The organism is Bradyrhizobium sp. Pa8 (assembly GCF_052588265.1).
In genome coordinates this window covers 9,198,502-9,221,410 of sequence record NZ_CP176767.1, presented here as the reverse complement: position 1 = coordinate 9,221,410, position 22,909 = coordinate 9,198,502, and the positions used below count along the sequence as shown (strand labels likewise).

The window sequence follows — 22,909 nt, the reverse complement described above, 5'->3', positions numbered from 1 at the left end:
GATGCAGATCCGCACCGGCGACACCTTTGATCCGCACGTCATTGCGCTGCTCGACCATCACGTCACGGCTGCGCGGGCGCAGACCGCGCCGGGCAGCGCCCATGCGCTCGATCTCGCTGGGCTCCGCGCGAGCGACGTCGCGTTCTGGACCGGCTGGGACGGCGAGACGCTGGTCGCCACCGGCGCGCTGAAGATGCTCTCGGCCGACCATGGCGAGGTGAAGTCGATGCACACGCTGCAAACCACGCGGAGGCGCGGCTTCGGCGGCCGGATGCTGCGCCACATCGTCACTGAAGCCCGCGCGCGCGGCTTGAGGCGGCTCAGCCTCGAGACCGGCTCGTGGGACTATTTCAAGCCCGCGCATGCGCTCTATCAGGCGCACGGTTTTGTGCTCTGCGGCCCGTTCGAGGGCTATGTCGAGGATCCCAACAGCCTGTTCCTGACGCGGGACCTGACCGGCGACTGAGGCCGCGCGGTGCAACCCCGGCCCGAAAACATTGCCGTGCGCCTTAAAATGAGTTGCGTACCTCAAAACACCTCTGATAGCCTTCAGCCATGGCCGATACTCTCACCGCGACCGCGCTGACGCTGAAGGATATCGCCCGCGAGGCGGGCGTCAGCCTCGCGACGGTCGACCGCGTCCTGCACAACCGCCCGGGCGTGCGGCCCGATACGGTCCGGCGCGTCAAGGCGGCGATCGAGCGCAACGCCTTCCAGCCGCACGTCGCGGCCGCCGAGCTCGCCCGCAGCCGTGCCCGCCGCTTTGCCTTCGTGATGCCGGCGGGGCCGAACCCCTTCATGCAGCAGATCGAGGCCTATCTCGGCGAGATGTCGGCCTGGCTCTCAGCCCGCCGTCTCGGCGTCGAGGTGGTCGCCACGGACGTGTTCGACCCGTCCGTGCTCGCGACCTCGCTGGAGGCGCTGTCCGGTGATTACGACGGCGTCGCCGTGGTGGCGCTGGACCATCCCGGGGTCCGCGCCGCGATCAACGATCTCGTCGACGCCGGGACCAGGGTCGTGACGCTGGTGTCGGACGTGCCGTCCTCGCGTCGCCACCATTATGTCGGCATCGACAACATTGCGGCGGGGCGCACCGCCGGCGCGCTGGTCGGTCGGCTGGTCGGCCAACGGTCCGGCAAGGTCGCGATCGTCGCGGGCTCGCAGGGCCTGCGCGACCATTCCGAACGCATCTTCGGCTTCAGCCAGGTGATGGCGTCGGAATTCCCCGATCTCAGCGTGCTGCCGGTGCTGGAAGGACGCGACGAAGACGGCCGTTCGGAACAGGTTCTGGCGCAGCTGCTCGGCAGGCATGCTGACATTGTCGGCCTTTATAACGTCGGCGCCGGCACGCAAGGCGTCGCCAAAGCGTTGAGCGATGCCGGCCGCGGCAAGCAGGTGGTGTTCGTCGGACACGACGTCACCGCACTGACGCGCCGGCTGCTGCTGCAGGGCGTGATGGATGCCGCGATCTCGCAGAACCCCGGACATGAAGCGCGCGCCGCCGTGCGCGTGCTGCTAGCGCTTGCGCGCGGCGAGCCGATCTTGCGCGAACAGGAGAAGATCAGGATCGACATCGTGATGCGGGACAATTTGCCCTAGGGGCGGGTGGATTTCAAAACGGTCCGTTGCGGAAAGAGCGACTCTGAGATCGCGCACCGCAACAGGCGAAAGGGAGGATAGCGTGTATCTCGGTATCGACATCGGCACATCCGGTGTGAAAGCGGTGCTCGTGAGCGAAGCCGGCGCGATTGTCGCGACGGCCGCGCGCGAGCTTGCGCTGTCGCATCCCGCGCCGCTGTGGTCCGAGCAGGATCCCGACGCCTGGGTCGATGCGGCGGTTGGCGCCGTCGACGATCTCGCCGCCCGCCATCCGCGCGAGGTCGCGCAGGTGCGCGGCATCGGGCTGTCCGGCCAGATGCATGGCGCGACGCTGCTGGACGAGGATGGACGGCCGCTGCGCCCCGCTATTCTGTGGAACGATGGCCGCTCGCACGCCGAATGCGTCGCGCTCGAGCGGCGCTGCCCGTCGCTGCACACGATCGCCGGCAATCTGGCGATGCCCGGCTTCACCGCGCCAAAGCTGCTCTGGGTCGCGCGGCACGAGCCGCAAATCTTCGAGCGCGTGGCAAAGGTGCTGCTGCCGAAGGCCTATGTGCGTTATCGCCTCACCGGCGAGATGGTCGAGGACATGTCCGACGCCGCGGGCACGCTGTGGCTCGATGTCGGTCTGCGCCGCTGGTCGGCGCTGCTGCTGCATGCCGTCGGGCTCGATCTCCACCACATGCCCCGCCTCGTCGAGGGCAGCGAGGCCAGCGCAGTGCTCGCGCCGGAATTCGCGCGGCGCTGGGGCATGGCCAATGATGTCGTGATCGCCGGCGGTGCCGGCGACAATGCCGCGAGCGCCATCGGGCTCGGCGCGATCGCGCCGGGCGATGCGTTCCTGTCGCTCGGCACGTCCGGCGTGGTGTTCCGCGTCACCGATCGGTTTGCACCGGCACCGGCTTCGGCCGTGCATGCGTTCTGCCATGCGCTGCCCGGCCTCTGGCATCAGATGGGCGTGATGCTGTCGGCCGCGGCTTCGCTGGCCTGGCTCGCCGGCGTGATGGAGACGCCGGCCGCCGCGCTCCTGGCGCCGCTCGGTGAGCGTGTCGACGGACCGAGCTCCATAAAATTCCTGCCCTATCTCGACGGCGAGCGCACGCCGCACAACGATGCCGCCGCCAGCGGCGCGCTCGTCGGCCTGCGCGGTGCGACCGGGCGCAGCCAGATCGTGCAGGCCGTGCTGGAAGGTGTCGCCTTCGCCGCGCGCGACAACCTCGCGGCGCTGAGCGCGGCCAGCGGGCCAATCGCTGAGGTCGATCTCGTCGGCGGCGGCTCGCGCTCGCCGCTGTGGGCGCAGATCTGTGCCGATGTGCTCGGCATTCCCGTCCACCGCGTCGAGGAGGGCGAGGTCGGGGCGGCGCTCGGCGCCGCACGGCTCGGCCGGCTCGCCGCCACCGGCGAAGATCCCGCGGAAGTGTGCAAGCGCCCGCGGCGGCTCGCGAGCTTTGCACCCCGCGCATCCGTTACTGCGGCCTATGACGAGGCCTATCGGCGGTGGCGCGAGCTTTATCCTGCGTTGAAGGAGACCCTTAAGTGAACGCATCAGCCAAATTCTTCGATGCAAGCGCCCCTGTCGCCTTCGGCGGCAAGGATGCGGGAAACACACCCGCCTTCCACTGGTACGACAAGGACCGCCTCGTCCATGGCCGCAGGCTCGAGGATCACCTGCGCTTTGCGGTCTGCTACTGGCATTCGTTCTGTTGGCCGGGCGGCGATCCCTTCGGCGGCGAGACCTTTCTGCGTCCCTGGCATCAAGGTGCTGATGCGATGGCGCAGGCACGCGCCAAGGCCGATGCCGCCTTCGAGCTGTTCCGCCTGCTGGACGTGCCCTTCTTCACCTTCCACGACGTCGATGCGGCGCCGGAAGGCACTTCGCTCAGCGAGTCCGTCGCCAATCTCAACGCGATCGCCGATCTGTTCGAAGCGAAGATGGCCTCCGCAAAGGTCCGCTTGCTCTGGGGCACGGCCAATTTGTTCACGCATCGCCGCTACATGGCGGGTGCCGCGACCAATCCGGACCCCGAAATCTTCACCTATGCCGCCGGCCAGGTCCGCGCCGCATTGGAGGTGACACACCGGCTCGGCGGCCAGAACTATGTGCTGTGGGGCGGGCGCGAGGGCTACGAGACGCTGCTCAACACCGATCTCAAGCGCGAGCTCGACCAGCTCGGCCGCTTCGTCTCGCTGGTCGTCGAGCACAAGCACAAGATCGGCTTCAAGGGCCCGATCCTGATCGAGCCGAAGCCGAAGGAGCCGACCAAGCATCAATATGATTTCGACGTCGCCACCTGCTACGGCTTCCTGGAACGCTACGATCTCCTGAACGACGTCAAGCTCAACATCGAGCAGAACCACGCCATCCTCGCCGGCCACTCCTTCCATCACGAGGTCGCGCTCGCCGAGGCGCTCGGCATCTTCGGCTCGCTCGACGTCAATCGCGGCGACGATCTGCTCGGCTGGGACACCGACCAGTTCGCGATGAACGTGCCGGAGCTGGCTCTGGTGTTCCACGAGATCCTGAATCGCGGCGGCTTCACATCGGGCGGGCTCAATTTCGACGCCAAGATCAGGCGGCAGTCGATCGACCCCGACGATCTGATCCATGCCCATGTCGGCTCGATGGATGCCTGCGCGCGTGCGTTCCTCGCCGCCGCCGATATGCTCGATGCCGGCGCCCTCACCGCACCGCTTGCGCAGCGCTACGAGGGATGGGCGGGGCCCGAGGGCCGGGCCATTCTCGGCGGCCAGCGCTCGCTCGCCGAACTTGCCGACCGTGCGCTCAGCCCCGGCTTCGAGCCGCAGCCGCGCTCGGGGCGGCAGGAATATCTGGAATCCCTGGTCAACCGTTACGTCTGAGGAAGGCCGCTGATGACAAAGGCTGAAGCGACACCGGTCCTCGAGCTGACCGGCATCGGCAAGGAGTTCGGCGCAATCCGCGCGCTGCACGGCGTCGACCTGCAGGTCCAGCCCGGCGAGGTCGTCGGCCTGATGGGCGACAACGGCGCGGGCAAGTCCACCCTGGTCAAGATCATCGCTGGCAATTTCCGTCCCAGCCATGGCGAGATCCGCTTTGCCGGCAACGCGGTCCATTTCAACCGGCCCGTCGATGCCCGCGGCGTCGGCATCGAGGTCGTCTACCAGGACCTCGCGCTCGCCGACAATCTGACGGCTGCTGCCAACGTCTTCCTCGGCCGCGAGCTGAAGCGCAGGTTCGGACCGCTCGCATTGCTCGACCACAAGGCGATGGCGGCGCGTGCGCTGGAGCTGTTCGGCGAATTGCGCTCGGAGACGCGCCCCGACGATCTCGTCAAGCAGATGTCTGGCGGCCAGCGCCAGGCGGTTGCGATCGCGCGGACGCGCCTCTCCAATGCGCGGCTGGTCATGATGGACGAGCCGACCGCCGCGATCTCGGTGCGCCAGGTCGAGCAGGTGCTCGGCCTGATCCACCGGCTGAAGGAGCAGGGCGTCGCCGTCATGCTGATCTCGCACCGCATGCCCGACGTGTTCGCGGTGTGCGACCGCGTGATCGTCATGCGCCGCGGCGAGAAGCGGGCCGACAAGCCGATCCACCAGACGTCGCCCGAGGAAGTCACCGCCCTGATCACCGGCGCGAAGGAGGCGGCGTGATGGCCATGCCCTTGGAATCTCCGATCAGCTTCACCAATGTCGGCCGGATCAAATGGTGGCAGCGCGGCATCTTCGCCTCCCAGACCGGCTATGTCCTGCTCGCGCTGGCGATGCTGCTGGTGGTGATGCATTTCGCCAGCCCCTATTTCTTCACCGAAGGCAACATGCAGAACGTGGCGAAGAATTTCTCCTTCATCGCCATCGCCACCCTCGGCGTCACCTTCGTGATCATCACCGGCGGCATCGATCTGTCGGTCGGTTCGATGATGTGCTTCTCCGCCATGATCACCTCGATGGTCATGACCGAGCTGTCGGCGCCCGGCTCGCCCGCAGGCTCGCTGTTCGTGCATATGGCCGCCGACGGCAAGACCGTGCTGGCCAACGTGCCGGGTCTGATCCTGCTGATCTCGATCCTCGCGGGCCTCGGCGTCGCTCTGATTGCGGGCCTCGTCAACGGCTTCTGTATCGCCGTGCTCGGCCTGTCGCCCTTCGTCACCACGCTCGGCATGCTCTCGATCGTGCGTGGGCTCGGCTATGTCGTCTCCAACGGCCGCGGCAGTTTTCCTGGCGGGCCGGACGCTGATTACTTCTACGCGCTCACCTCGGGCGACGTGCTCGGCGTGCCCGTGCCCTTCATCTACCTCGTGGTCCTCGCGCTGGCGATGGCCGTGGTCCTGCATCACAGCTCGTTCGGCCGCCACGTGTTCGCGCTCGGGGGCAACGAGAAGGCCGCCGAACTCACGGGCATACCGGTCGTGCGGGTGAAGATCGAGGTCTATGTGATTTGCGCGCTTGCCGCAGGGCTCCAGGGCATCATCATCTCCGGCTGGCTCGGATCCGCGCCCGCCAACATGGCGACGTCCTACGAGCTCAACGTGATCGCGGCGGCCGTCATCGGCGGTGCCAACCTCGCCGGCGGCATCGGCGGCCCGTTAGGGGCCATCGTCGGCTGCGTGCTGCTGGAAGTGATCCGCAACGGCCTCGTGCTGGCACAGGTCAGCTCCTACTGGCAGCAGACGCTGGTCGGCGTGATCATCATCCTGGCCGTGCTGGTCGACCGCATCCGCTCGCGGATGATCTGAAATGACGTCGTTCCGGGAGGGCAACGAAAATGTCGCCTGTCCGCTCCCCGGACGATCTTAAGAGGATGGGCGCCAGAGAAGGGTGGAGGAAACAATGAGGAAACTTCTTCTTGCCGGCATCGCCGTCGCGATGATGGCGACGCCGGCGTTTGCCGCGAACTACCGTTTCGTGATCGTGCCCAAGGCGATGAACAACCCGTTCTTCGATTTCGCGCGCGACGGCTGCCTGAAGCGTGCCAAGGAGCTCGGCAACATCGAGTGCATCTACAAGGGGCCGGTGGAGCATGAGCCGGCGACGCAGGCGCAGATCATCCAGGACTTCGTCACCCAGAAGGTCGACGGCCTCGCCATCTCGGTCGCCGACGTTGCGGCCATGACCAAGTCGATCGAGGCGGCGACCGCGGCCGGCATCCCCGTCATCACCTTCGATGCCGATGCGCCTGGTTCCAAGCGGATCGCCTATATCGGCACCAACAACAAGGAGTTCGGCGTCGCGCTCGGCAAGGAGCTCTTGAAGCTGCGGCCCGATGGCGGCAAGTACGCGATGGTCTCGGGCGGTCCGGGCGCCAAGAATCTCGCCGAGCGCGTCGACGGCGTCCGTGAGGCGCTGAAGGGCTCGAAATGGACCGAGGTCGCGGGCTCGCCGACCTTCTGTAACGACGATCCGGCGCTCGCGGTCCAGCAGATGACGGATATGCGCACCGCAACGCCCGACCTCGCCGCCATTGTTCCCATCGGCGGCTGGCCGATGTTCGCTCCCGAAGGCTTCAAGGCCTTCGCCTCCAGGAACAAGAAGGACATCGACTCTGGCAAGTTCACGCTGGTCGTCGCCGATACGCTGAAGATGCAGCTCGAACTGCTGCGCGACGGTTACGCCAATGCGCTGGTCGGCCAGCGTCCGTTCGAGATGGGCGAGAAGGCGATGGACACGCTGCTCGCTATCAAGAAGGGCGAGAAGGTGCCCGAGATCGTCTATACCGGCCTCGATCTCGTGACCAAGGACAATGTTGCGCAGATGTTGAAGTAGGAGCGCTGCCAGCCCCGTGCTCCTGCAAGCCTCTCCCGCTTGCGGTTTCCGCAAGCGGGAGAGATGATTGGACGGTTGGAAGACTTTTGGAAGGCAATGGGAATGAAACGGTCGCGGCTCGGCTCCCTCGACGTCACCTCAATCGGTCTCGGTTCGGCCCCGCTCGGCGGATTGTTCACCGCCGTCAGCGATACCGATGCGCTCGCCACGATCGAGCGCGCCTGGTCGGCCGGCATCCGCTTCTACGACACCGCGCCGCTCTACGGCTTTGGCCTCGCCGAACGGCGGCTCGGAGCTTTCCTGCGGCAGCAGCCGCGCGACTCCTACGTCATCTCGACCAAGGTCGGTCGTCTGCTGCGTGCGCCTGATGGCGCTGCCGCCGAGGACGAGCACTACAAGGGCACGTCGCGTGAGCGGCCGGTGTTCGATTTCTCCTATGACGGCGTGATGCGTTCGGTGGAGGAGAGCCTAACGCGCCTTGGGCTCGACCGCATTGATGTCCTGCTCGTGCATGATCCCGACGATCACTATGACGACGCCGTGGCCGGCGCCTTCCGCGCGCTCCAGCGCCTGCGCGCCGACGGCACGGTCAAGGCGATCGGTGCCGGCATGAACCAGTCGGAAATGTTGGTCCGTTTTGCCCAGGCCGTTCCGGTCGACTGCTTCCTGCTCGCCGGCCGCTACACGCTGCTCGACCAGGGCGCGCTGGATGCGCTGCTTCCGGTCTGCCGCGAGAAGAACATCGGCATCCTGCTCGGCGGCATCTACAACAGCGGCATTCTGGCCAATCCGCATCCTGGCGCGAAGTTCAACTATCAGGACGCCGACGCGGCGCTGATCGCGCGTGCGCTCGAACTCGACGAGCTCTGCCGCAAGCACGGGACCGAGCTGAAGGCCGCCGCGCTCCAGTTCTGCATGGCCCATCCGGCGGTCACAATTGCCGTGCTGGGCGCGCGCAACGCCGCGGAAGTTTCCGACAACATCGCGATGTCGGAGAAGGCGGTGCCACAAGCCTTCTGGCAGGAGCTGCGTGCGCGCAAACTCGTCGACGCACGCGCGCCGTTGCCGGGCGGAGCGTGAGGCATGATCATCGATGGCCATCAGCATTTTTGGGATCCGTCGCGCGCCGACTATCCCTGGATGGACGCGCCGGAATTGGCCTCGATCCGCCACGCCTTCGGCCCCGCCGATCTCGCGCCGTTGTTGAAAGCAAACGGCATCGACGCGAGCATCGTGGTGCAGTGCCGCTCCGCGCTGGAGGAGACCGAGGAATTCTTGCGGATCGCGCATGCGACGCCCTCGGTGATTGGCGTCGTCGGCTGGGCCGATCTGACGGACCGTGCGCTTGGCGACACGCTCGATCGCCTGCGCGCTTCGCCCGGCGGCGACAAGCTGGTCGGCATTCGTCACCAGGTGCATGACGAGGCCGATCCGGACTGGTTGCTGCGTGAGGACGTTCAACGCGGCCTCACCGCAACGTTCGCCCGCGATCTCGCCTACGATTTCCTCGTCCGCACCCGCGAATTGCCTGCCGCAATTGCAACCGCGCAGGCCTTTCCGCAAGCGCGTTTCGTGCTCGACCATGCCGCAAAACCGCCGATCGCCGATGGCGGAAGCGCCGAATGGGCCGATCGCATCGCGGCTCTCGCGGCCTGCGGCAATGTCTGGTGCAAGATTTCGGGCCTCGCGACGGAAGCGGTGTGGAGTGACTGGGATGCGGAGCGGCTGTTTCCGTTCGTCCAACATGCCGCAACATGTTTCGGCGAGGATCGCCTGATCTTCGGCTCGGACTGGCCGGTCTGTCTGCTTGCCGGGAGTTATGGCGAGATCAAGGGGGCGCTGGAAGCGTGCCTGGCGAAGCTTGGGCCGCAGGTGCGGGAAAAGGCGTTCGGGGTGAACGCGAAGGCTGCGTATCGGTTGGTAAACGCACGTTAGAACGAAGCGCCGAGCAGCCACCCTCCCCCTCCAGGTAGGGGAATCGCATATGGCTGCGGAGGGCTGTTGCCAAGCGGTTGGAACTGGATTCTTTGGGTCTCTCTCGCTTCCCGAGGGAGACCAGAATGCGCCAGCTCAAGCGCCTGCTTCGACCGCTCAAGGATCCTCGCGCCAGCAACGTTCGACACGATCTGGTGGAGATCATCGTCATTGCCCTGGCGGCAACACTGGCCGGCGCCAAGAATTGCACGGAGTTCGAGTTCTTCGGCAAAGGTCGAGAGGAGTTGTTGCGTCAATTCTTGCAGCTCAGATACGGCATTCCCAGCCACGATACGTTCAGTAACGTCTTCCGCGCTCTGGACCCTAAAGGGCTGGAGGCGGTTTTGCGCAAGTTCAGCAAGAGCTTCGGCGTCAAGGGCGTGGTCAGTATCGATGGCAAGGCGTTACGCGGCGCCTTCGCGCGGGGCCGGCAGGCCACGCCGCTGCATATGGTCAATGTCTGGGCGGCAGGCACACGCATGGCGTTGGCTCAGAGGAAGGCTCCCAATCGCAACGAGGTTGCCGGGGTTCTCGAAGTCCTGGCTTTGCTTGATCTGGATGGCGCTCTTGTCACAGCTGACGCCCTGCATTGCCGCCCCGACATTGCCCAGGCCATTCGCGACCGCAACGGGCATTATGTATTGGCGATCAAGAGCAATCGTGGTCGGCTCTTCAAGGCCGCCAAGGCGCTGCTGGACACTGCTCGGAAGCCAGCACGCGCGTCCCAGCCCAAGGCGTCGGCTCACGGCCGCATCGAACGTCGGCAAGCCGTCGTCGCGCCGGCACCGGATTTGGCAAAGCAATACGCCTTCCCCGCGATCGCTGCCGTCGGCCGCATCGACAGTTGGCGCTCCAGCACGGGCAAGACGGCCAAGCACACAGCTCGATACTTTCTGGCCTCACGCCTGCTGCCGGCCAAGAAGCTGCTGGAGGCCGTCCGCGCCCACTGGAGCATCGAGAACAACCTGCACTGGGTCCTTGACGTCCTGTTCGACGAGGATGCCTGCCGCAGCCGCAGGGACCACGCCCCCGAAAATCTTGCCGTCATCCGCAAGCTGGCCATCAATGCCCTGCAAGCCACGCCGGGTCCGGCACGAACGAGCCATAAAATGCTTCAGGCGAGGTGGAACAACGACTTCCTCCTCACTGTCCTTGCTCATATGCGATAGCCCTACCCTGGAGGGGGAGGGTCGATCGCGCGCAGCGCGAGCGGGGTGGGGTGATCTCTCCGCTCGGGCACCGCATCGGTGGAGTGACTGTCACCCCACCCCGTCTCACATTTTCGCTGCGCTCAATGTGAGCCGACCCTCCCCCTCCAGGGGAGGGTAAGAGAAACCTCACGCGCCCGCGGGCACCTGGTCCAGAAATCCTGTGATGCTCCTGATGCGGCCGTCCTTCAGCACGACGAAGTCAGTGCCCTTGATCGGGCTGTCGACACCGTCGGGACCAAGGCCCCACGAAAAGCGGACATGCTCGCCGTAGCCGTTGGGCTCGCCGATCAGCGTGAACTTGAAGTCGGGAAAGCGCTGCTGCACGCCCGCGATCAGCGCGTCGATGCCGTCCCGGCCGTCGCCCTTCATCAGGGGATCGACATAGCTCGCATCCGCCGTCCAGTTTTCGCTGAGCAGTTCGCGACGGCGGCCTGCGGCGCGCTCGTTCCAGAGCTCGATGTAGCGGCGGGCGATGGTGACGGGGTCGGTCATGGGGCTCTCCTTCGATGGCGCCGTGTTCGGCTGTCTCGACTATCGAAGGTTCGCACGCGCAGATCGATTACCTCGGAGGTCATGCGTACGCAGAAAAGAAGCGCGATGATGCTCTCATCGCGCTTCGGACGTTCGCAACAATTTCAGCGCGAATTTACTTCGCTGCGGTGACCATGATCTCGACGGTGTACTGAGCCGCCGCGAGCTTGGCTTCGACGGTGGCGCGAGCCGGGGTGTTGCCGGGCGAGACCCAGGCGTCCCACACCGCGTTCATCTCGGCAAAGGTCTTCATGTCGGTGATGTAGATCGTGGCCGAGAGCAGCTTCGACTTGTCGGTGCCGGCCTTGGCGAGATGGCTGTCGATGGTCGCCAGGATGTCCTGGGTCTGCTTCGTGACGCTTTCACCGGCGGCCTTGTTGGCGACGACGCCGGCGAGATAGACCGTGTTGCCGTGCACGACGACCTGGCTCATGCGCGGGCCGGTTTCGAAACGCTGAATGCTCATTGGGGGATCTCCTGGTGGGAATGGCGGCCCTGTCTAACCCAGCGCCCCTTGCTCTGCCACCCCGGGCACGCATGCGTTGCCGGGCACGCATGCGTCGTTCACGGAAACTGACTGAAAAACGACCAGATCGTCTCGGCGCCGTCGATGTCGCGGTTCTGCGGTCCGAGCAGGCTGGTTGCGACCTTCGGGAAGCGGGCATCGGGAGCGAAGCCGGGCATGCGGTGGCCGCCATGGTTGATGCGGTAGAGCTCGACGTCGTGCCCTTTGGGACAGCGTGAGGAGATCCGTGTGACTGTGGACTGGTCCGCGGGCGCTTTCTCGGGCAAATCGGTCACCTCGGCGTCGTCGGTCTCGCAGCCGTTGAGCTTGCGCCAGAAGGCCAGCGTCTCGTCGGTGGACCAGAATCCGTCTGCGGCATAATAGCCCGATCCGCGTCCGCCCTCGTAGGGGACCAGCGGGTCGGCCGTACCGTTGATGAGCAGCATCGGCAGCGGCCGCGATGGATGGCAGGTGACTGCGGCCTCATCCGTGAGATTCATGATCACGCTCGCGCCCGCCGCAAACAGATCTGCGCGCGCGCAAACCAGCGTCATTGCCATGGCGCCGCCATTGGAGATGCCGGCGACATAGACGCGCTTCGGGTCGGCGGTGCCGTTCGTGACCAGCGTCTCGACCAGCTTTGCGATGAAGGCGACGTCGTCGGTGCCCTCGGGCGGGCCACGCAGCGCTGGTCCCGCCTTCGTCCGCGCATCGGCCCAGGCATGGTTGAGCCCGTCGGGAAAGACCACGGCAAAACCTTCGCGTTTTGCGACCTGCGGCCACGCCGTTCGCGCGACCATGTCGGCGCCGCGCTGGGTCTTGCCGTGCAGCACGACCACGAGCGGCACCAGCCGCTTCGCCGGCAGTTGCGCAGTGTAGGATCGCTTCACGCCGTCGACGTCGATCGTATCGGCGGATGCGGCGGAAGCTGCGGCCAATGCCGCAAGAAGCGCTCCGATCGGCATCCACCTCCGCATGATCTAGCCCACGGCCTTCGCCGCGGCGCGGCCGGCATTGCGGCCCGAGAACAGGCAGCCGCCGAGGAAGGTGCCTTCCAGCGAACGATAGCCGTGCACGCCGCCGCCGCCGAAGCCGGCGGCTTCGCCGACCGCATAGAGGCCGGGAATGATGCTGCCCTCGCTGCCGAACACGCGCGAGTCGAGATCGGTCTCGAAACCGCCCAACGTCTTGCGGGTGAGGATGTTGAGCTTGACCGCGATCAGCGGCCCCTGCGCGGGATCGAGGATGCGATGCGGAGACGCGGTCCGGATCAGCTTGTCGCCGATATAGCGCCGCGCATTGTGGATGTTCATCACCTGCGCATCCTTAACGTAGGGATTGGCGATCTCGCGGTCGCGCGCCTCGATCTGCATCCTGACGTGCTCGAGCTTGAGGAGGTCGCTGCCGGCGAGCTTGTTCATGGCCGCGACGAGATCCTCGATCTTGTCGCGTACGATGAAGTCGACACCATGGCTTTTGAACGCCTCCACCGGTGCCGGCGCGCCCTTGTTGGTGGCGCGGCGCAGGGTCATCCGCCAGCTCTTGCCGGTCAGATCAGGATTCTGCTCCGAGCCCGACAGCGCAAATTCCTTCTTGATGATGCTCTGGGTCAGGATGAACCAGGAATAGTCATAGCCCGTGGACATGATGTACTGGAGCTGGCCGAGCGTGTCGGAGCCGGGAAACAACGGCGCCGGCAGCCGGCTGCCTGTGGCGTCGAACCACATCGAGGACGGGCCGGGCAGGATACGGATGCCGTGGCGCGGCCAGATCGGATTCCAGTTCTGGATGCCTTCGACATAATGCCACATGCGGTCGCGGTTGATCAGCCGCGCGCCCGATTTCTCGGTGATGCCGATCATGCGGCCGTCGACATGCTCGGGCACGCCGGAGATCATGAACTTCGGCGGCTCGCCAAGCCGCTTCGGCCAATTCTGCCGCACCAGCTCGTGATTGCCGCCGATGCCGCCGGACGCCACGATCACGGCCTGCGCCTTCAGCGCGAACTCGCCGACCACATTGCGCGACGAGCTCTTGCCACGTTCGACATTGTCAGGGGCGAGCACGGCGCCGCTGATGCCGTCCACCGTGCCGTTGGTGATGGAGAGCGCATCGACGCGATGGCGGAACCTGAAGGTCAGCCGGCCGCTCTTCATGGCCTCGCGCGCGCGGCGCTCGAACGGCTCGACGATGCCGGGGCCGGTTCCCCAGGTGACGTGGAAGCGTGGCACCGAATTGCCGTGGCCCATCGCGTCGTAGCCGCCGCGCTCGGCCCAGCCGACCACCGGGAAGATGCGATGCCCCATCGCGCGCAGCCAGTCGCGTTTCTCGCCCGCCGCAAACGCCACATAGGCCTCGGCCCACTGGCGCGGCCAGAAATCCTCGTCGCGGTCGAAGCCGGCGGTGCCGATCCAGTCCTGCATGGCGAGGTCGAAGGAGTCCTTGATGCCGAGCCGGCGCTGCTCCGGCGAATCGACCAGGAACAAGCCGCCGAACGACCAGAACGCCTGGCCGCCGAGCGACTGCTCGCCCTCCTGGTCGACCACGATCACGCGCTTGCCGGCGTCCGCGATCTCGGTTGCGGCAACTAGCCCCGATAGCCCCGCACCGATGACGATGACGTCTGTCTCTTCCGCCATAGGTTCCCCCCTGTAGTTGTCCGGATTGAAGCCAGCCGTTGCAACTGAGATCAAGGGCTTGGCGCGTAAGACATCGTTAACTTGTTCCAGTTTGGGACCGAGCCGGGCCTGGTGCAGCGCGGGCGCAACACTGGATTTGAATTTGTTTTGAGCCAGCCGGCGTGCCTAGACAAAACCACGGTTACGACGGACGCTAGCAACGCATCACCACCTGACACGCAGATTCGAATTCGACTGGGGCGGGGGACAATGAAGTTTCTGACGGGGTTGCTTGCGGCGGTTCTCCTGATCGCTTGCATGGGGGCTTCTCACGCAGTGGTTCGGATTGCGGATGACCGCGGCGGACGGATTGGAACCTACGTCGACAGATACCAGGACCTGCGCCAGTCAGGTGACACCGTCATCATCGACGGCCTCTGTGCCTCGGCCTGCACCATCGTCCTCGGCGCCATCCCGCGCGACCGCATCTGCGTGACGTCACATGCCACGCTCGGCTTCCACGCCGCCTGGGATTTCGGCACCAACGGCCGCGCCGTCACCAATCCCGAAGCGACCCAGATGCTCTATGCGATGTATCCCTCGCAGGTGAAGCGCTGGATCAACCAGCGCGGCGGCCTCACCCCGCACATGCTCTTCCTGAGGGGCAAGCAGCTCCAGGCCATGTACAAGCCCTGCTACCTCGACGCCCAGGCCTCGACCAACAAGCCGTCGCGCCCGCCTCTCCCGCAAGTGGACCAGATCGAATCCGCCCGGGGCCAGCTCCTGCACTGACATTCTCGGCCTGACGGGAGCATCTGGCCCGTCAGCGGTGCCTTGTCCGCAGGCGGGCCAAAGCTTATCTGAAAGCCTGGGAACCGGGGCCTTCGCCCCGATCATTGCCATGGCTCAACCAGTGCATCCGGCCCATCAGCTACAGGACAATTCGCCCACTGCCGGCCGGCTACCGTTCGTGCTGCTGTTGGCTGGCGCGGGGATCGGCGGTCTGGTCGTGCTCGGCGCGCTGGCGCTCTGGTTCCACTACGGCAGCCAGGTGTTCTTCGAAATGATCAGGACCGGCTTTGCCGCCTGCTTCTGACCTGCGACAGGAAGTTTTCCGCTCATGAGCTCCACCGCCCGTCCGCTGGTGATCGCGACCGCCTTCGCTGCAAGCCTCGTCGTCGGACTGCTGATCGTGTTCTGGGCGATGGGCGGGGTCAGCAAGGTGGCGCAGCCGGCTGCGATCGGCGGCCCGTTCCAGCTCACCGACCAGCACGGCAAGGCCGTCACCGACAAGAACCTGAAGGGCAAACCGACCCTGATCTTCTTCGGTTACACCCATTGCCCCGATGTCTGCCCGACCTCGTTGTTCGAGATTTCGGAGGTGTTGCGCGCGATGGGCAAGGATGCCGACAAGGTCAATGCCGTCTTCATCTCGGTCGATCCCGAGCGCGATACGCCGGCGACGATGAAGGATTATCTGTCGAGCTTCGACCCGCACCTCGAAGGGCTCAGCGGCGACGCCGCCGAGACCGCCAAGGTGATCACCTCCTATCGGGTCTATGCCAAGAAGGTCCCGACCAAGGACGGCGACTACACCATGGACCACACCGCGCTGATCTACCTGATGGACCGCGACGGGCGGTTCGTATCGCCGTTCAACATGAAGCGGACGCCGGAAGAGGCCGCGGCCGATTTGAAGCGGTATCTCTGAGGGCTTCGTCCAGCGCAGCTGCCTCCACATCGTCATGGCCGGGCTTGTCCCGGCCATCCACGTTCTTGGGTGGGCTAGAAAGTCTCGTGGATGCCCGGGCCTTCGCCTCGCCGGAGGGGCTTCGGCCCCGCAGACGGGACGAGCCCGAGCATGACGGCTGAGAGACCTTTACCCAGCCCGCAATCGGCACTCGCGTTCCCGGCGGGATGGTCTATAACGCCCTCCGATCCCAATGAAATTCGCTCATTTCCGGCCGATGGCTCCATCGCAACAGGCGAAATCGTCCAAATCTGCCCGTGGCTTGCTGACTGGGTTGGCCGTCGCGGCATGCCTGCTAGCAGGCCTGCCCTCCGCAAAGGCGCAGGCGCCCGCCAAGCAGCCCCCGGCGGCACCCCAGGCCACGCCACAGGTCGCCCCTCAAGCCGCTCCCCAGGCCGTGCCCGGCTTCTGGGACCCGCGGCGGCGGCCCGAGCGGCCCGACCTGTCGCGCCTGACCGTGATCCGCTTCCTGACCGAGACCGACTATCCGCCGTTCAACTACACCGGCGCCGACGGCAATCCGGCCGGTTTCAACGTCGATCTCGCCCGCGCGCTCTGTGATGAGATCAAGGTCACCTGCACGGTGCAGATGCGCCGCTTCGAGACCCTGGTCGACGCGCTCTCCTCCAACCGGGGCGATGCCATCATCGCCTCGATGGCGGTGAGTCCGCAGCTCCGCGTCCGCGTCGATTTCACCGATCCCTATTACCGCGTGCCGGCGCGCTTCGCCTCGCGCAAGGACGCGGTGATGCCGGAGATCCGGCCCGAATATCTCGAGGGCAAGAAAGTCGGCGTCATCGCCGGCTCCGCGCACGAAGCGTACCTCAAGGCGATGTTCACCGACGCCGAGCTGCACCCCTATCCCAACGACGACGCGATGCGCGCAGCCTTGCGCAAAGGCGAGGTCGACTTCATCTTCGGCGACGCCATCTCGCTCGCGTTCTGGATCAACGGCACGGATTCCGGCGATTGCTGCGCCTTCTCCGGCGGCCCCTTCGTCGAGAGCCGCTTCTTCGGCGAGGGCATCGGCATCGCCGTGCGCAAGGGCAACGACGTGCTGCGCCAGGCCCTGAACTGGGCCCTGTTCCGCGTCTGGGAGAAGGGCCGCTACACGGATTTGTGGCTGCGGTATTTTTCGGTGAGCCCGTTTTAGTTCTTCCGCTGCCACCTCCATCGTCATTGCGAGGAGCGCAGCGACGAAGCAATCCAGACTGTTTCCGGAAAGATTCTGGATTGCTTCGCTTCGCTCGCAATGACGGCGGAGGCGGCTGCTTCGCCCCATAAAATTGCATTCTGCCGGGAAATCGCTATTTTCCGCGGCCCGGAGGCCCCTGAATGTCTGTCATCGATCTTGCCGCGAACCCGAGCGATCTGCGTGCGCTCGCCGAACAATCCAACGCCTGGCCGTTCGAGCAGGCGAAGGCCATTGTCGCGCGGCTGAAGAAAAGCCCGAAGGACGAGGTGCTGTTCGAGACCGGCTATGGGCCCTCGGGCCTGCCGCATATCGGAACGTTCGGTGAGGTCGCGCGCACCTCGATGGTGCGGCACGCCTTCCGCGTGCTCACCGAAGACAAGATCAAGACGCGCCTGCTGGCGTTCTCCGACGACATGGACGGGTTTCGGAAAGTGCCCGACAACGTCCCCAACAAGGAGATGCTTGCCGCGTATCTCGGCAAGCCGCTGACGCGGGTGCCGGATCCGTTCTCCAACGAGTACCCGTCGTTCGGGCACCACAACAACGCGCGGCTGCGCGCCTTCCTCGACCATTTCGGCTTCGACTACGAGTTCGCGAGCTCGACCGACTACTACACGTCCGGCCGCTTCGACGCGACGTTGCTGAAGATGCTCGCGGCCTACGACAAGGTCATGGCGATCATCCTGCCGACGCTCGGCCCCGATCGCCGCGCCACCTATTCGCCGTTCCTGCCGATCAGCAAGACCACGGGGGTCGTGCTCCAGGTGCCGATGATCCGCCGCGACGTCGGGGCCGGCACGGTGACCTATGTCGATCCCGATACCAACCAGGAAGTCGAGACGCCGGTGACGGGCGGCAACGTCAAGTGCCAGTGGAAGGCCGACTGGGCGATGCGCTGGGTCGCGCTCGGTGTCGACTACGAGATGGCCGGCAAGGATCTCATCGACTCCGTGAAGCTGTCGGGCGCGATCGCCAAGGCACTCGGCGCCACGCCGCCCGAAGGTTTCAACTACGAGCTCTTCCTCGACGAGAAGGGCCAGAAGATCTCGAAGTCGAAGGGCAACGGCCTCACCATCGATGAATGGCTACGCTACGCTTCGCCGGAATCGCTGTCGCTGTTCATGTATCGCGAGCCGAAGGCGGCCAAGCGGCTGTATTTCGATGTCATCCCGCGCAATGTCGACGACTACCAGCAGTTCATCGACGGTTTTGCGAAGCAGGATGGCAAGCAGCAGCTTGGCAATCCGGTCTGGCACATCCACAACGGCCATCTGCCGAAGGGCGACATGCCCGTCACGTTCCAGCTCCTCTTGACGTTGGTGTCGTCGTCGAACGCGGAGAATGCCGAGACGCTGTGGGGCTTCATCGGCCGCTATCGTCCCGGCGTCAGCCCGCAGACGCATCCGAAGCTCGATGCGATGGTCGGCTATGCCATCAACTACTATCGTGACTTCGTTGCGCCGACGAAACAGTTCCGCGAGCCGACCGAGGTTGAGCGCGCCGCGTTGCAGGATCTGCGCGATGCGCTGTCGCAGCTTCCGCAGGAATCCTCGGCCGAGGACATCCAGAACGTCGTCTACGAGATCGGCCGCCGCGAGCCGTTCCTCGACCAGGTCAAGAAGGGCAAGGACGGCCGTCCGGGCGTGACGCTCGACTGGTTCAACATGCTCTACCAGGTGCTGCTCGGCCAGGAGAAGGGCCCGCGCTTCGGCTCCTTCGTTGCGGTCTACGGCGTGCAGAACGCGGTCAACATGATCGACGGCGCGCTGGCCAGGAGTGCGTAGCCTCATTCTCACTGTCATCACCCGCGAAAGCGGGTGATCCAGTATTCCAGAGGCGGCTATCATAGAGCCGAGAAGCCGCGGCGTACTGGATTCCCCGCTTTCGCGGGGAATGACACCGACGATGTGGGCCCTTCACTGGCTCGCCCACACGATTCGCGCGATCCAGCCGACGTCGCTCGGCGCCATCGTGTGCTCGGCCAGCGATGCATCGAGCGGCTGCAACTCCAGTGCCTTTGCCGTGCGGCGCTTCAGCGTCGCGACCGTCACCTCGCCCGCCTTGGTCTTCACCACGACGCGATCGCCTCTGCGGATCGGCGCGCGGGGCGAGATCAGGATGACGTCGCCGTCGCGATAGGCCGGGGCAAGCGCATCGCCGGAAATCTCCAGCGCAAAAGCGCGACTGTCCTCGGCGGTGGGAAGTGCAAGTTCGGTCCAGCCCTTGCCGGATGGAAAGCCGGACTCGTCGAAAGCGCCGCTCTCGCCGGCCAGCGCGAGGCCGAGCAGCGGCACCGAGCTGCCGTCGCTGGCGTTGTCACCGATCAACCCGGCAAAGGTGTCCATCGAGGAGCCGGCCGCCGCCAGCGCTTTCGCGATCGATTCGGTGGATGGCCAGCGCTCACGCCCGTCGGGGGTGACGCGCTTGGACTTGTTGAAGGTGGTGGGATCGAGCCCGGCCCGCTTGGCGAGGCCGGACGGCGACAGGCCGGCACGCTCCGCCAGCCGATCCAGCGCTCCCCAGATCTGGTCGTGCGTCAGTATCCTCTGCGCTTTGGCCTGTCTGACCATGGAAGGTCCAGCCCGTCGCAACTCAGGAAAACTGTCCTCAAATCAACCGGTTTTCCGTTTTTCGCGCAAGGGGTGGCGGGGGAAGCATTTTCAAGCGAAGCGGATACCGGTTCGCGTCAGGAAAACGCATCAAAACAAGAATTTAAAGCCCCGTTCCGATTTCATCGGAACGGAAATGGCTCTAAGCCTTGAGTTCGGAGGGGGCGGCCATTACGGTCGCGCCCGGGTTTTGAGGACCCGCACGAGACGAAAAAACCCAAAAGACTCAAAGAGCAAACAGGGCTGCGTGAGCGGTGGTCAAGATCTACAAAATCTGTCCGGCCTCGGCCTGGCGCGAGGCGGAACGGCAGGGTGTCTACCGGGGCAGCGCGGACGATTCGCGCGACGGTTTCATCCATTTCTCGACCGCGCCCCAGGTTCCCGAGACCTTGCGCAAGCACTATTCCGGGCAGCGCGCGCTGTTCCTGGTCGAGGTCGACGGCGACGCGCTCGGCAGCGAATTGCGCTGGGAGCGCTCGCGCAATGACGAGCTGTTTCCGCACCTCTATGGCGAGCTCGATCTCGGCGCGGTGCTGTCGGTGATGAACCTCAACATGCGCTCCGATGGCGGCCACGACGTTCCGGAGCTTATCCCGTGATCCGCGCCTTCGACGCCTTTTCGCTGCCGGTGCTGCGCTGGCTCGATCCGGAGGATGCGCATCGCCTCGCGATCCAGGGCCTGCGCTTCCTGCCGCCGGTCAAGCCGCGGCCTGACGATCCCAAGCTCGCAGTGCGTGCCTTCGGGCTCAACTTCCCCAATCCGATCGGCATGGCCGCGGGCTTCGACAAGAGCGCCGAGGTGCCGGATGCGTTGCTGCGGCTCGGCTTCGGCTTCGTCGAGATCGGTTCGGTGACGCCGAAGCCGCAAAGCGGCAATCCGCGGCCGCGGCTGTTTCGTCTGGAGCGCGACGAGGCCGTGATCAACCGCATGGGCTTCAACAATGACGGCGCCGAGGTCGCGCTACGCAGGCTCGCGGCGCGTGCGCAGCACGGCGGCATCATCGGGGTCAATGTCGGCGCCAACAAGGATTCGCCGGATCGCGTCGGCGATTACGTCAAGCTGATCGAGACCTTTGCGCCGGTCGCGAGCTATTTCACCGTCAACGTCTCCTCGCCGAACACGCCGGGCCTGCGCAATTTGCAGGAAGGCGCGCTGCTGGATGATCTCCTCGCCAGGGTGATCGACGCGCGCGAGCGGGTGCGCCAGAAGGCCGGCGACACCCCGGTGCTGCTCAAGATCGCGCCAGACCTCAGCCTTGCCCAGCTCGACGATGTCGTGCAGGTCGCGCGCTCGCGCCGGGTCGACGGCATGATCGTGTCGAACACGACGATCGCGCGGCCGAGCACGCTGCGTGAGGAAATGCGCGCCAAGGAGCAGGGTGGCCTGTCCGGCCGGCCGCTGTTCCGCCTGTCGACGCGCATGGTCGCGGAGACCTATGTGCGCGTCGAGGGCGCGTTCCCCTTGATCGGCGTCGGCGGCGTCGATTCCGGCGGCGCCGCGCTGACCAAGATCCGCGCCGGCGCGAGCCTGATCCAGCTCTATTCGTCGCTGGTCTACAAGGGCCTCGGCCTGGTCGACGAGATCAAGCGTGATCTCACCTCGACGCTGCTGCGGACAGGGCGGGATTCGCTGTCAGAGATTGTCGGCGCCGACGCCGCGACGCTGACGGCGGAAGACTGGCCGGGGATGTAGGTCTCGTGCCCCGGACGCAGCGCAGCACCATAAGCGCGTTCACGCGCGTCTTCGACGCGCTGTGGTGATGCGCTGCAGAGCCGGGGGCCCACGACCAACCGCTAGGTCCCGGCTCTGCGCGGCAGCGTTTCACGCTGCAGCGCGTCCGGGACACGAGAGCTACGATTTCGGAAACGTTGCCCGATACAACGCCGGATAGCGCGCGCCCTGCAAGCCGCCGCGGGCGACGTAGAATGCGATCAACGCGCTCCATAGCCCGGCATTGCCGAACGATTGCAGCGCCCACCAGGCGCCGAGAAAGATCGTGAAAGATAACAGCATCAAATTGCGCATCTCGCGTGCCCAGGTCGCGCCGACATAGATGCCGTCGAAGCCGAACGCGAACACGCCGGGGATCGGCGCAAGCACGATGAACGGCAGGAATTCGCGTGCGGCGCGGCGGACATCCTCGCTCGCTGTCATGACATTGATCAGGTTCGGCCCGAACAGCGCGAACAGCACCGCGACGACCAGCGCGAAGCCGAGGCCCCACAGCAGCACCAGCCGGGTCGAATCCGCAAAGCCCCTGGCATCGCGCGCGCCAAACGTGCGTCCGCAGAGCTGCTGGGCTGCGTTCGCAAGACCGTCGAGGAAGAACGCGCTGACCAGCAGGAAATTGTTCAGCACGGAATTCGCCGCCAGGGTGACATCACCGGCGCGTGCGCCCTTGGCGGTGAAGAACAGGAACACGGCGATCAGCGCCGCGGTGCGGATCATGATGTCGGAGTTCACCGCCAGCAGCCGCATCAGTTTTGCCCGATCCAACAGCGTGGCAAGGGGCACCGCAAAGCCGCCATCCGCATAGCGCCGGCAGACGATCACGCCGAGCACGAAGCCAATCGTCTCCGACAGCAGGGCGGCGATCGCCGCGCCCGCGATGCCGGTGTCGTAGACCAGCACCAGCAAGATCGTCGCCGCCATGTTGATGAGGTTGATGACGACCTGCAGCAGCAGCGCCGGATTGGCGCGCGCCTGTCCCACCAGCCAGCCGAGAATGACGTAGTTGGCGAAGGCGAACGGCGACGACCAGATCCGGATCATGAAATAGGTCTTTGCCGCTCGCGTGACGCCTTCGCTGCCGCCCATCAGGTCGAACAGCCCGGCGGCCAGCGGCAATTGCAGCACGATCAGCGCGGCGCCGATCAGGCCCGCGACGATGAAGCCGCGCACCAGGATCACGGTCTGCTCACGCGTCTCGCTCGCGCCCAGCGCCTGCGCCGTGAAGGCGAGCGTGCTCATGCGCAGGAAGCCGAACAGCCAGAACAGGCAGTCGAAGATGACGGAGGCCATCGCGACGCCGCCAAGCAGCGCGGCATCGTCGAGCCGCCCGATCGCGGTGGTCGAGACCACGCCGATCAGCGGCGTGGTGAGGTTCGCGATCATCGCGGGACCGGCGATGGCGAACACCTGGCGGGAGCCGATCCTGGCATGAACGGGCGCGTGCAT

General features: G+C 65.6%; 23 protein-coding genes. 17 read left to right on the top strand and 6 right to left on the bottom strand.

Annotated elements, in window-relative coordinates:
- Window position 1 precedes the first annotated feature (1 nt).
- The 10 genes from ACKWRH_RS43805 to ACKWRH_RS43760 all read left to right on the top strand — a co-directional run bounded on the left by ACKWRH_RS43805 (window position 2) and on the right by ACKWRH_RS43760 (window position 10,481).
- Window positions 2-466, top strand: a complete 465-nt coding sequence (locus ACKWRH_RS43805) for a GNAT family N-acetyltransferase (protein ID WP_445222585.1) — start codon at window positions 2-4, stop codon at window positions 464-466.
- 89 nt (window positions 467-555) lie between these two features.
- Entirely contained in the window at window positions 556-1,599 is a 1,044-nt protein-coding gene (locus ACKWRH_RS43800; protein ID WP_445218601.1) for a LacI family DNA-binding transcriptional regulator, read from the top strand.
- A gap of 82 nt (window positions 1,600-1,681) precedes the next feature.
- Complete coding sequence (gene xylB / locus ACKWRH_RS43795; protein ID WP_445218600.1) at window positions 1,682-3,139, top strand: xylulokinase; 1,458 nt, start codon at window positions 1,682-1,684, stop codon at window positions 3,137-3,139.
- Window positions 3,136-4,458 (top strand): xylose isomerase, encoded by a 1,323-nt coding sequence (xylA, locus tag ACKWRH_RS43790; RefSeq protein WP_445218599.1) that lies wholly within the window; start codon window positions 3,136-3,138, stop codon window positions 4,456-4,458. The genes xylB and xylA overlap by 4 nt, the downstream gene beginning before the upstream one ends.
- A 12-nt stretch (window positions 4,459-4,470) precedes the next feature.
- Entirely contained in the window at window positions 4,471-5,229 is a 759-nt protein-coding gene (locus ACKWRH_RS43785) for an ATP-binding cassette domain-containing protein (RefSeq protein ID WP_014491326.1), read from the top strand.
- Window positions 5,229-6,311, top strand: coding sequence for an ABC transporter permease (locus ACKWRH_RS43780; RefSeq protein WP_247312684.1), 1,083 nt, complete (start codon window positions 5,229-5,231; stop codon window positions 6,309-6,311). Before ACKWRH_RS43785 ends, ACKWRH_RS43780 begins: the two co-directional genes overlap by 1 nt.
- Before the next feature lie 94 nt (window positions 6,312-6,405).
- A complete protein-coding gene (locus tag ACKWRH_RS43775) occupies window positions 6,406-7,338 on the top strand; it encodes a sugar-binding protein (RefSeq protein WP_026312292.1) in 933 nt (310 codons plus the stop codon).
- Window positions 7,339-7,440: 102 nt separating this feature from the next.
- Window positions 7,441-8,418, top strand: a complete 978-nt coding sequence (locus ACKWRH_RS43770) for an aldo/keto reductase (RefSeq protein WP_445218598.1) — start codon at window positions 7,441-7,443, stop codon at window positions 8,416-8,418.
- Window positions 8,419-8,421: 3 nt separating this feature from the next.
- Window positions 8,422-9,273, top strand: coding sequence for an amidohydrolase family protein (locus tag ACKWRH_RS43765; protein WP_445218597.1), 852 nt, complete (start codon window positions 8,422-8,424; stop codon window positions 9,271-9,273).
- A gap of 125 nt (window positions 9,274-9,398) precedes the next feature.
- Complete coding sequence (locus ACKWRH_RS43760; protein WP_445215716.1) at window positions 9,399-10,481, top strand: ISAs1 family transposase; 1,083 nt, start codon at window positions 9,399-9,401, stop codon at window positions 10,479-10,481.
- A gap of 168 nt (window positions 10,482-10,649) precedes the next feature.
- Here the strand turns inward: ACKWRH_RS43760 and ACKWRH_RS43755 are convergent, their stop codons facing one another.
- The 4 genes from ACKWRH_RS43755 to ACKWRH_RS43740 form a co-directional block, all read right to left on the bottom strand.
- Entirely contained in the window at window positions 10,650-11,015 is a 366-nt protein-coding gene (locus ACKWRH_RS43755; RefSeq protein WP_445218596.1) for a nuclear transport factor 2 family protein, read from the bottom strand.
- Window positions 11,016-11,169: 154 nt separating this feature from the next.
- Entirely contained in the window at window positions 11,170-11,520 is a 351-nt protein-coding gene (locus ACKWRH_RS43750) for a RidA family protein (protein WP_014491332.1), read from the bottom strand.
- Window positions 11,521-11,618: 98 nt separating this feature from the next.
- Complete coding sequence (locus ACKWRH_RS43745; protein ID WP_445218595.1) at window positions 11,619-12,536, bottom strand: extracellular catalytic domain type 1 short-chain-length polyhydroxyalkanoate depolymerase; 918 nt, start codon at window positions 12,534-12,536, stop codon at window positions 11,619-11,621.
- Window positions 12,537-12,539: 3 nt separating this feature from the next.
- Window positions 12,540-14,198 (bottom strand): FAD-binding dehydrogenase, encoded by a 1,659-nt coding sequence (locus ACKWRH_RS43740; RefSeq protein WP_445218594.1) that lies wholly within the window; start codon window positions 14,196-14,198, stop codon window positions 12,540-12,542.
- Window positions 14,199-14,447: 249 nt separating this feature from the next.
- Between ACKWRH_RS43740 and ACKWRH_RS43735 the strand changes: the two genes are divergently transcribed.
- The 5 genes from ACKWRH_RS43735 to ACKWRH_RS43715 all read left to right on the top strand — a co-directional run bounded on the left by ACKWRH_RS43735 (window position 14,448) and on the right by ACKWRH_RS43715 (window position 18,906).
- Window positions 14,448-14,969: a hypothetical protein gene (locus ACKWRH_RS43735; protein ID WP_445218593.1), complete on the top strand. Its 522-nt coding sequence runs from the start codon at window positions 14,448-14,450 to the stop codon at window positions 14,967-14,969.
- Between the two features lie 109 nt (window positions 14,970-15,078).
- Window positions 15,079-15,273 carry a hypothetical protein gene (locus ACKWRH_RS43730; protein ID WP_445218592.1) on the top strand — a complete coding sequence of 65 codons (195 nt, stop codon included), beginning with the start codon at window positions 15,079-15,081 and terminating at the stop codon, window positions 15,271-15,273.
- A gap of 24 nt (window positions 15,274-15,297) precedes the next feature.
- Window positions 15,298-15,888, top strand: coding sequence for an SCO family protein (locus tag ACKWRH_RS43725; protein WP_445218591.1), 591 nt, complete (start codon window positions 15,298-15,300; stop codon window positions 15,886-15,888).
- A 256-nt stretch (window positions 15,889-16,144) separates the two neighbouring features.
- Window positions 16,145-17,080: a transporter substrate-binding domain-containing protein gene (locus tag ACKWRH_RS43720; RefSeq protein ID WP_445218590.1), complete on the top strand. Its 936-nt coding sequence runs from the start codon at window positions 16,145-16,147 to the stop codon at window positions 17,078-17,080.
- A gap of 182 nt (window positions 17,081-17,262) precedes the next feature.
- Window positions 17,263-18,906 (top strand): lysine--tRNA ligase, encoded by a 1,644-nt coding sequence (locus tag ACKWRH_RS43715; protein ID WP_445218589.1) that lies wholly within the window; start codon window positions 17,263-17,265, stop codon window positions 18,904-18,906.
- A 132-nt stretch (window positions 18,907-19,038) separates the two neighbouring features.
- Here the strand turns inward: ACKWRH_RS43715 and ACKWRH_RS43710 are convergent, their stop codons facing one another.
- Complete coding sequence (locus ACKWRH_RS43710; protein ID WP_445218588.1) at window positions 19,039-19,692, bottom strand: S24 family peptidase; 654 nt, start codon at window positions 19,690-19,692, stop codon at window positions 19,039-19,041.
- Window positions 19,693-19,985: 293 nt separating this feature from the next.
- Between ACKWRH_RS43710 and ACKWRH_RS43705 the strand changes: the two genes are divergently transcribed.
- Complete coding sequence (locus ACKWRH_RS43705; RefSeq protein ID WP_282525085.1) at window positions 19,986-20,330, top strand: DUF952 domain-containing protein; 345 nt, start codon at window positions 19,986-19,988, stop codon at window positions 20,328-20,330.
- Complete coding sequence (locus ACKWRH_RS43700) at window positions 20,327-21,424, top strand: quinone-dependent dihydroorotate dehydrogenase (RefSeq protein WP_014491342.1); 1,098 nt, start codon at window positions 20,327-20,329, stop codon at window positions 21,422-21,424. The genes ACKWRH_RS43705 and ACKWRH_RS43700 overlap by 4 nt, the downstream gene beginning before the upstream one ends.
- Window positions 21,425-21,583: 159 nt before the next feature.
- On the opposite strand, the gene ACKWRH_RS43695 is transcribed toward ACKWRH_RS43700, so the two are convergent.
- Complete coding sequence (locus ACKWRH_RS43695) at window positions 21,584-22,909, bottom strand: MATE family efflux transporter (protein WP_445218587.1); 1,326 nt, start codon at window positions 22,907-22,909, stop codon at window positions 21,584-21,586.

Bases quoted from the DNA above. Each gene is read 5' to 3' on its own strand.
- ACKWRH_RS43805 (WP_445222585.1), top strand. From the start codon at position 2: ATGCAGATCCGCACCGGCGACACCTTTGATCCGCACGTCATTGCGCTG.
- ACKWRH_RS43800 (WP_445218601.1), top strand. From the start codon at position 556: ATGGCCGATACTCTCACCGCGACCGCGCTGACGCTGAAGGATATCGCC.
- ACKWRH_RS43785 (WP_014491326.1), top strand. From the start codon at position 4,471: ATGACAAAGGCTGAAGCGACACCGGTCCTCGAGCTGACCGGCATCGGC.
- ACKWRH_RS43780 (WP_247312684.1), top strand. From the start codon at position 5,229: ATGGCCATGCCCTTGGAATCTCCGATCAGCTTCACCAATGTCGGCCGG.
- ACKWRH_RS43775 (WP_026312292.1), top strand. From the start codon at position 6,406: ATGAGGAAACTTCTTCTTGCCGGCATCGCCGTCGCGATGATGGCGACG.
- ACKWRH_RS43770 (WP_445218598.1), top strand. From the start codon at position 7,441: ATGAAACGGTCGCGGCTCGGCTCCCTCGACGTCACCTCAATCGGTCTC.
- ACKWRH_RS43765 (WP_445218597.1), top strand. From the start codon at position 8,422: ATGATCATCGATGGCCATCAGCATTTTTGGGATCCGTCGCGCGCCGAC.
- ACKWRH_RS43760 (WP_445215716.1), top strand. From the start codon at position 9,399: ATGCGCCAGCTCAAGCGCCTGCTTCGACCGCTCAAGGATCCTCGCGCC.
- ACKWRH_RS43755 (WP_445218596.1), bottom strand. From the start codon at position 11,015: ATGACCGACCCCGTCACCATCGCCCGCCGCTACATCGAGCTCTGGAAC.
- ACKWRH_RS43750 (WP_014491332.1), bottom strand. From the start codon at position 11,520: ATGAGCATTCAGCGTTTCGAAACCGGCCCGCGCATGAGCCAGGTCGTC.
- ACKWRH_RS43745 (WP_445218595.1), bottom strand. From the start codon at position 12,536: ATGCGGAGGTGGATGCCGATCGGAGCGCTTCTTGCGGCATTGGCCGCA.
- ACKWRH_RS43740 (WP_445218594.1), bottom strand. From the start codon at position 14,198: ATGGCGGAAGAGACAGACGTCATCGTCATCGGTGCGGGGCTATCGGGG.
- ACKWRH_RS43735 (WP_445218593.1), top strand. From the start codon at position 14,448: ATGAAGTTTCTGACGGGGTTGCTTGCGGCGGTTCTCCTGATCGCTTGC.
- ACKWRH_RS43730 (WP_445218592.1), top strand. From the start codon at position 15,079: ATGGCTCAACCAGTGCATCCGGCCCATCAGCTACAGGACAATTCGCCC.
- ACKWRH_RS43725 (WP_445218591.1), top strand. From the start codon at position 15,298: ATGAGCTCCACCGCCCGTCCGCTGGTGATCGCGACCGCCTTCGCTGCA.
- ACKWRH_RS43720 (WP_445218590.1), top strand. From the start codon at position 16,145: ATGGCTCCATCGCAACAGGCGAAATCGTCCAAATCTGCCCGTGGCTTG.
- ACKWRH_RS43715 (WP_445218589.1), top strand. From the start codon at position 17,263: ATGTCTGTCATCGATCTTGCCGCGAACCCGAGCGATCTGCGTGCGCTC.
- ACKWRH_RS43710 (WP_445218588.1), bottom strand. From the start codon at position 19,692: ATGGTCAGACAGGCCAAAGCGCAGAGGATACTGACGCACGACCAGATC.
- ACKWRH_RS43695 (WP_445218587.1), bottom strand. From the start codon at position 22,909: ATGCACGCGCCCGTTCATGCCAGGATCGGCTCCCGCCAGGTGTTCGCC.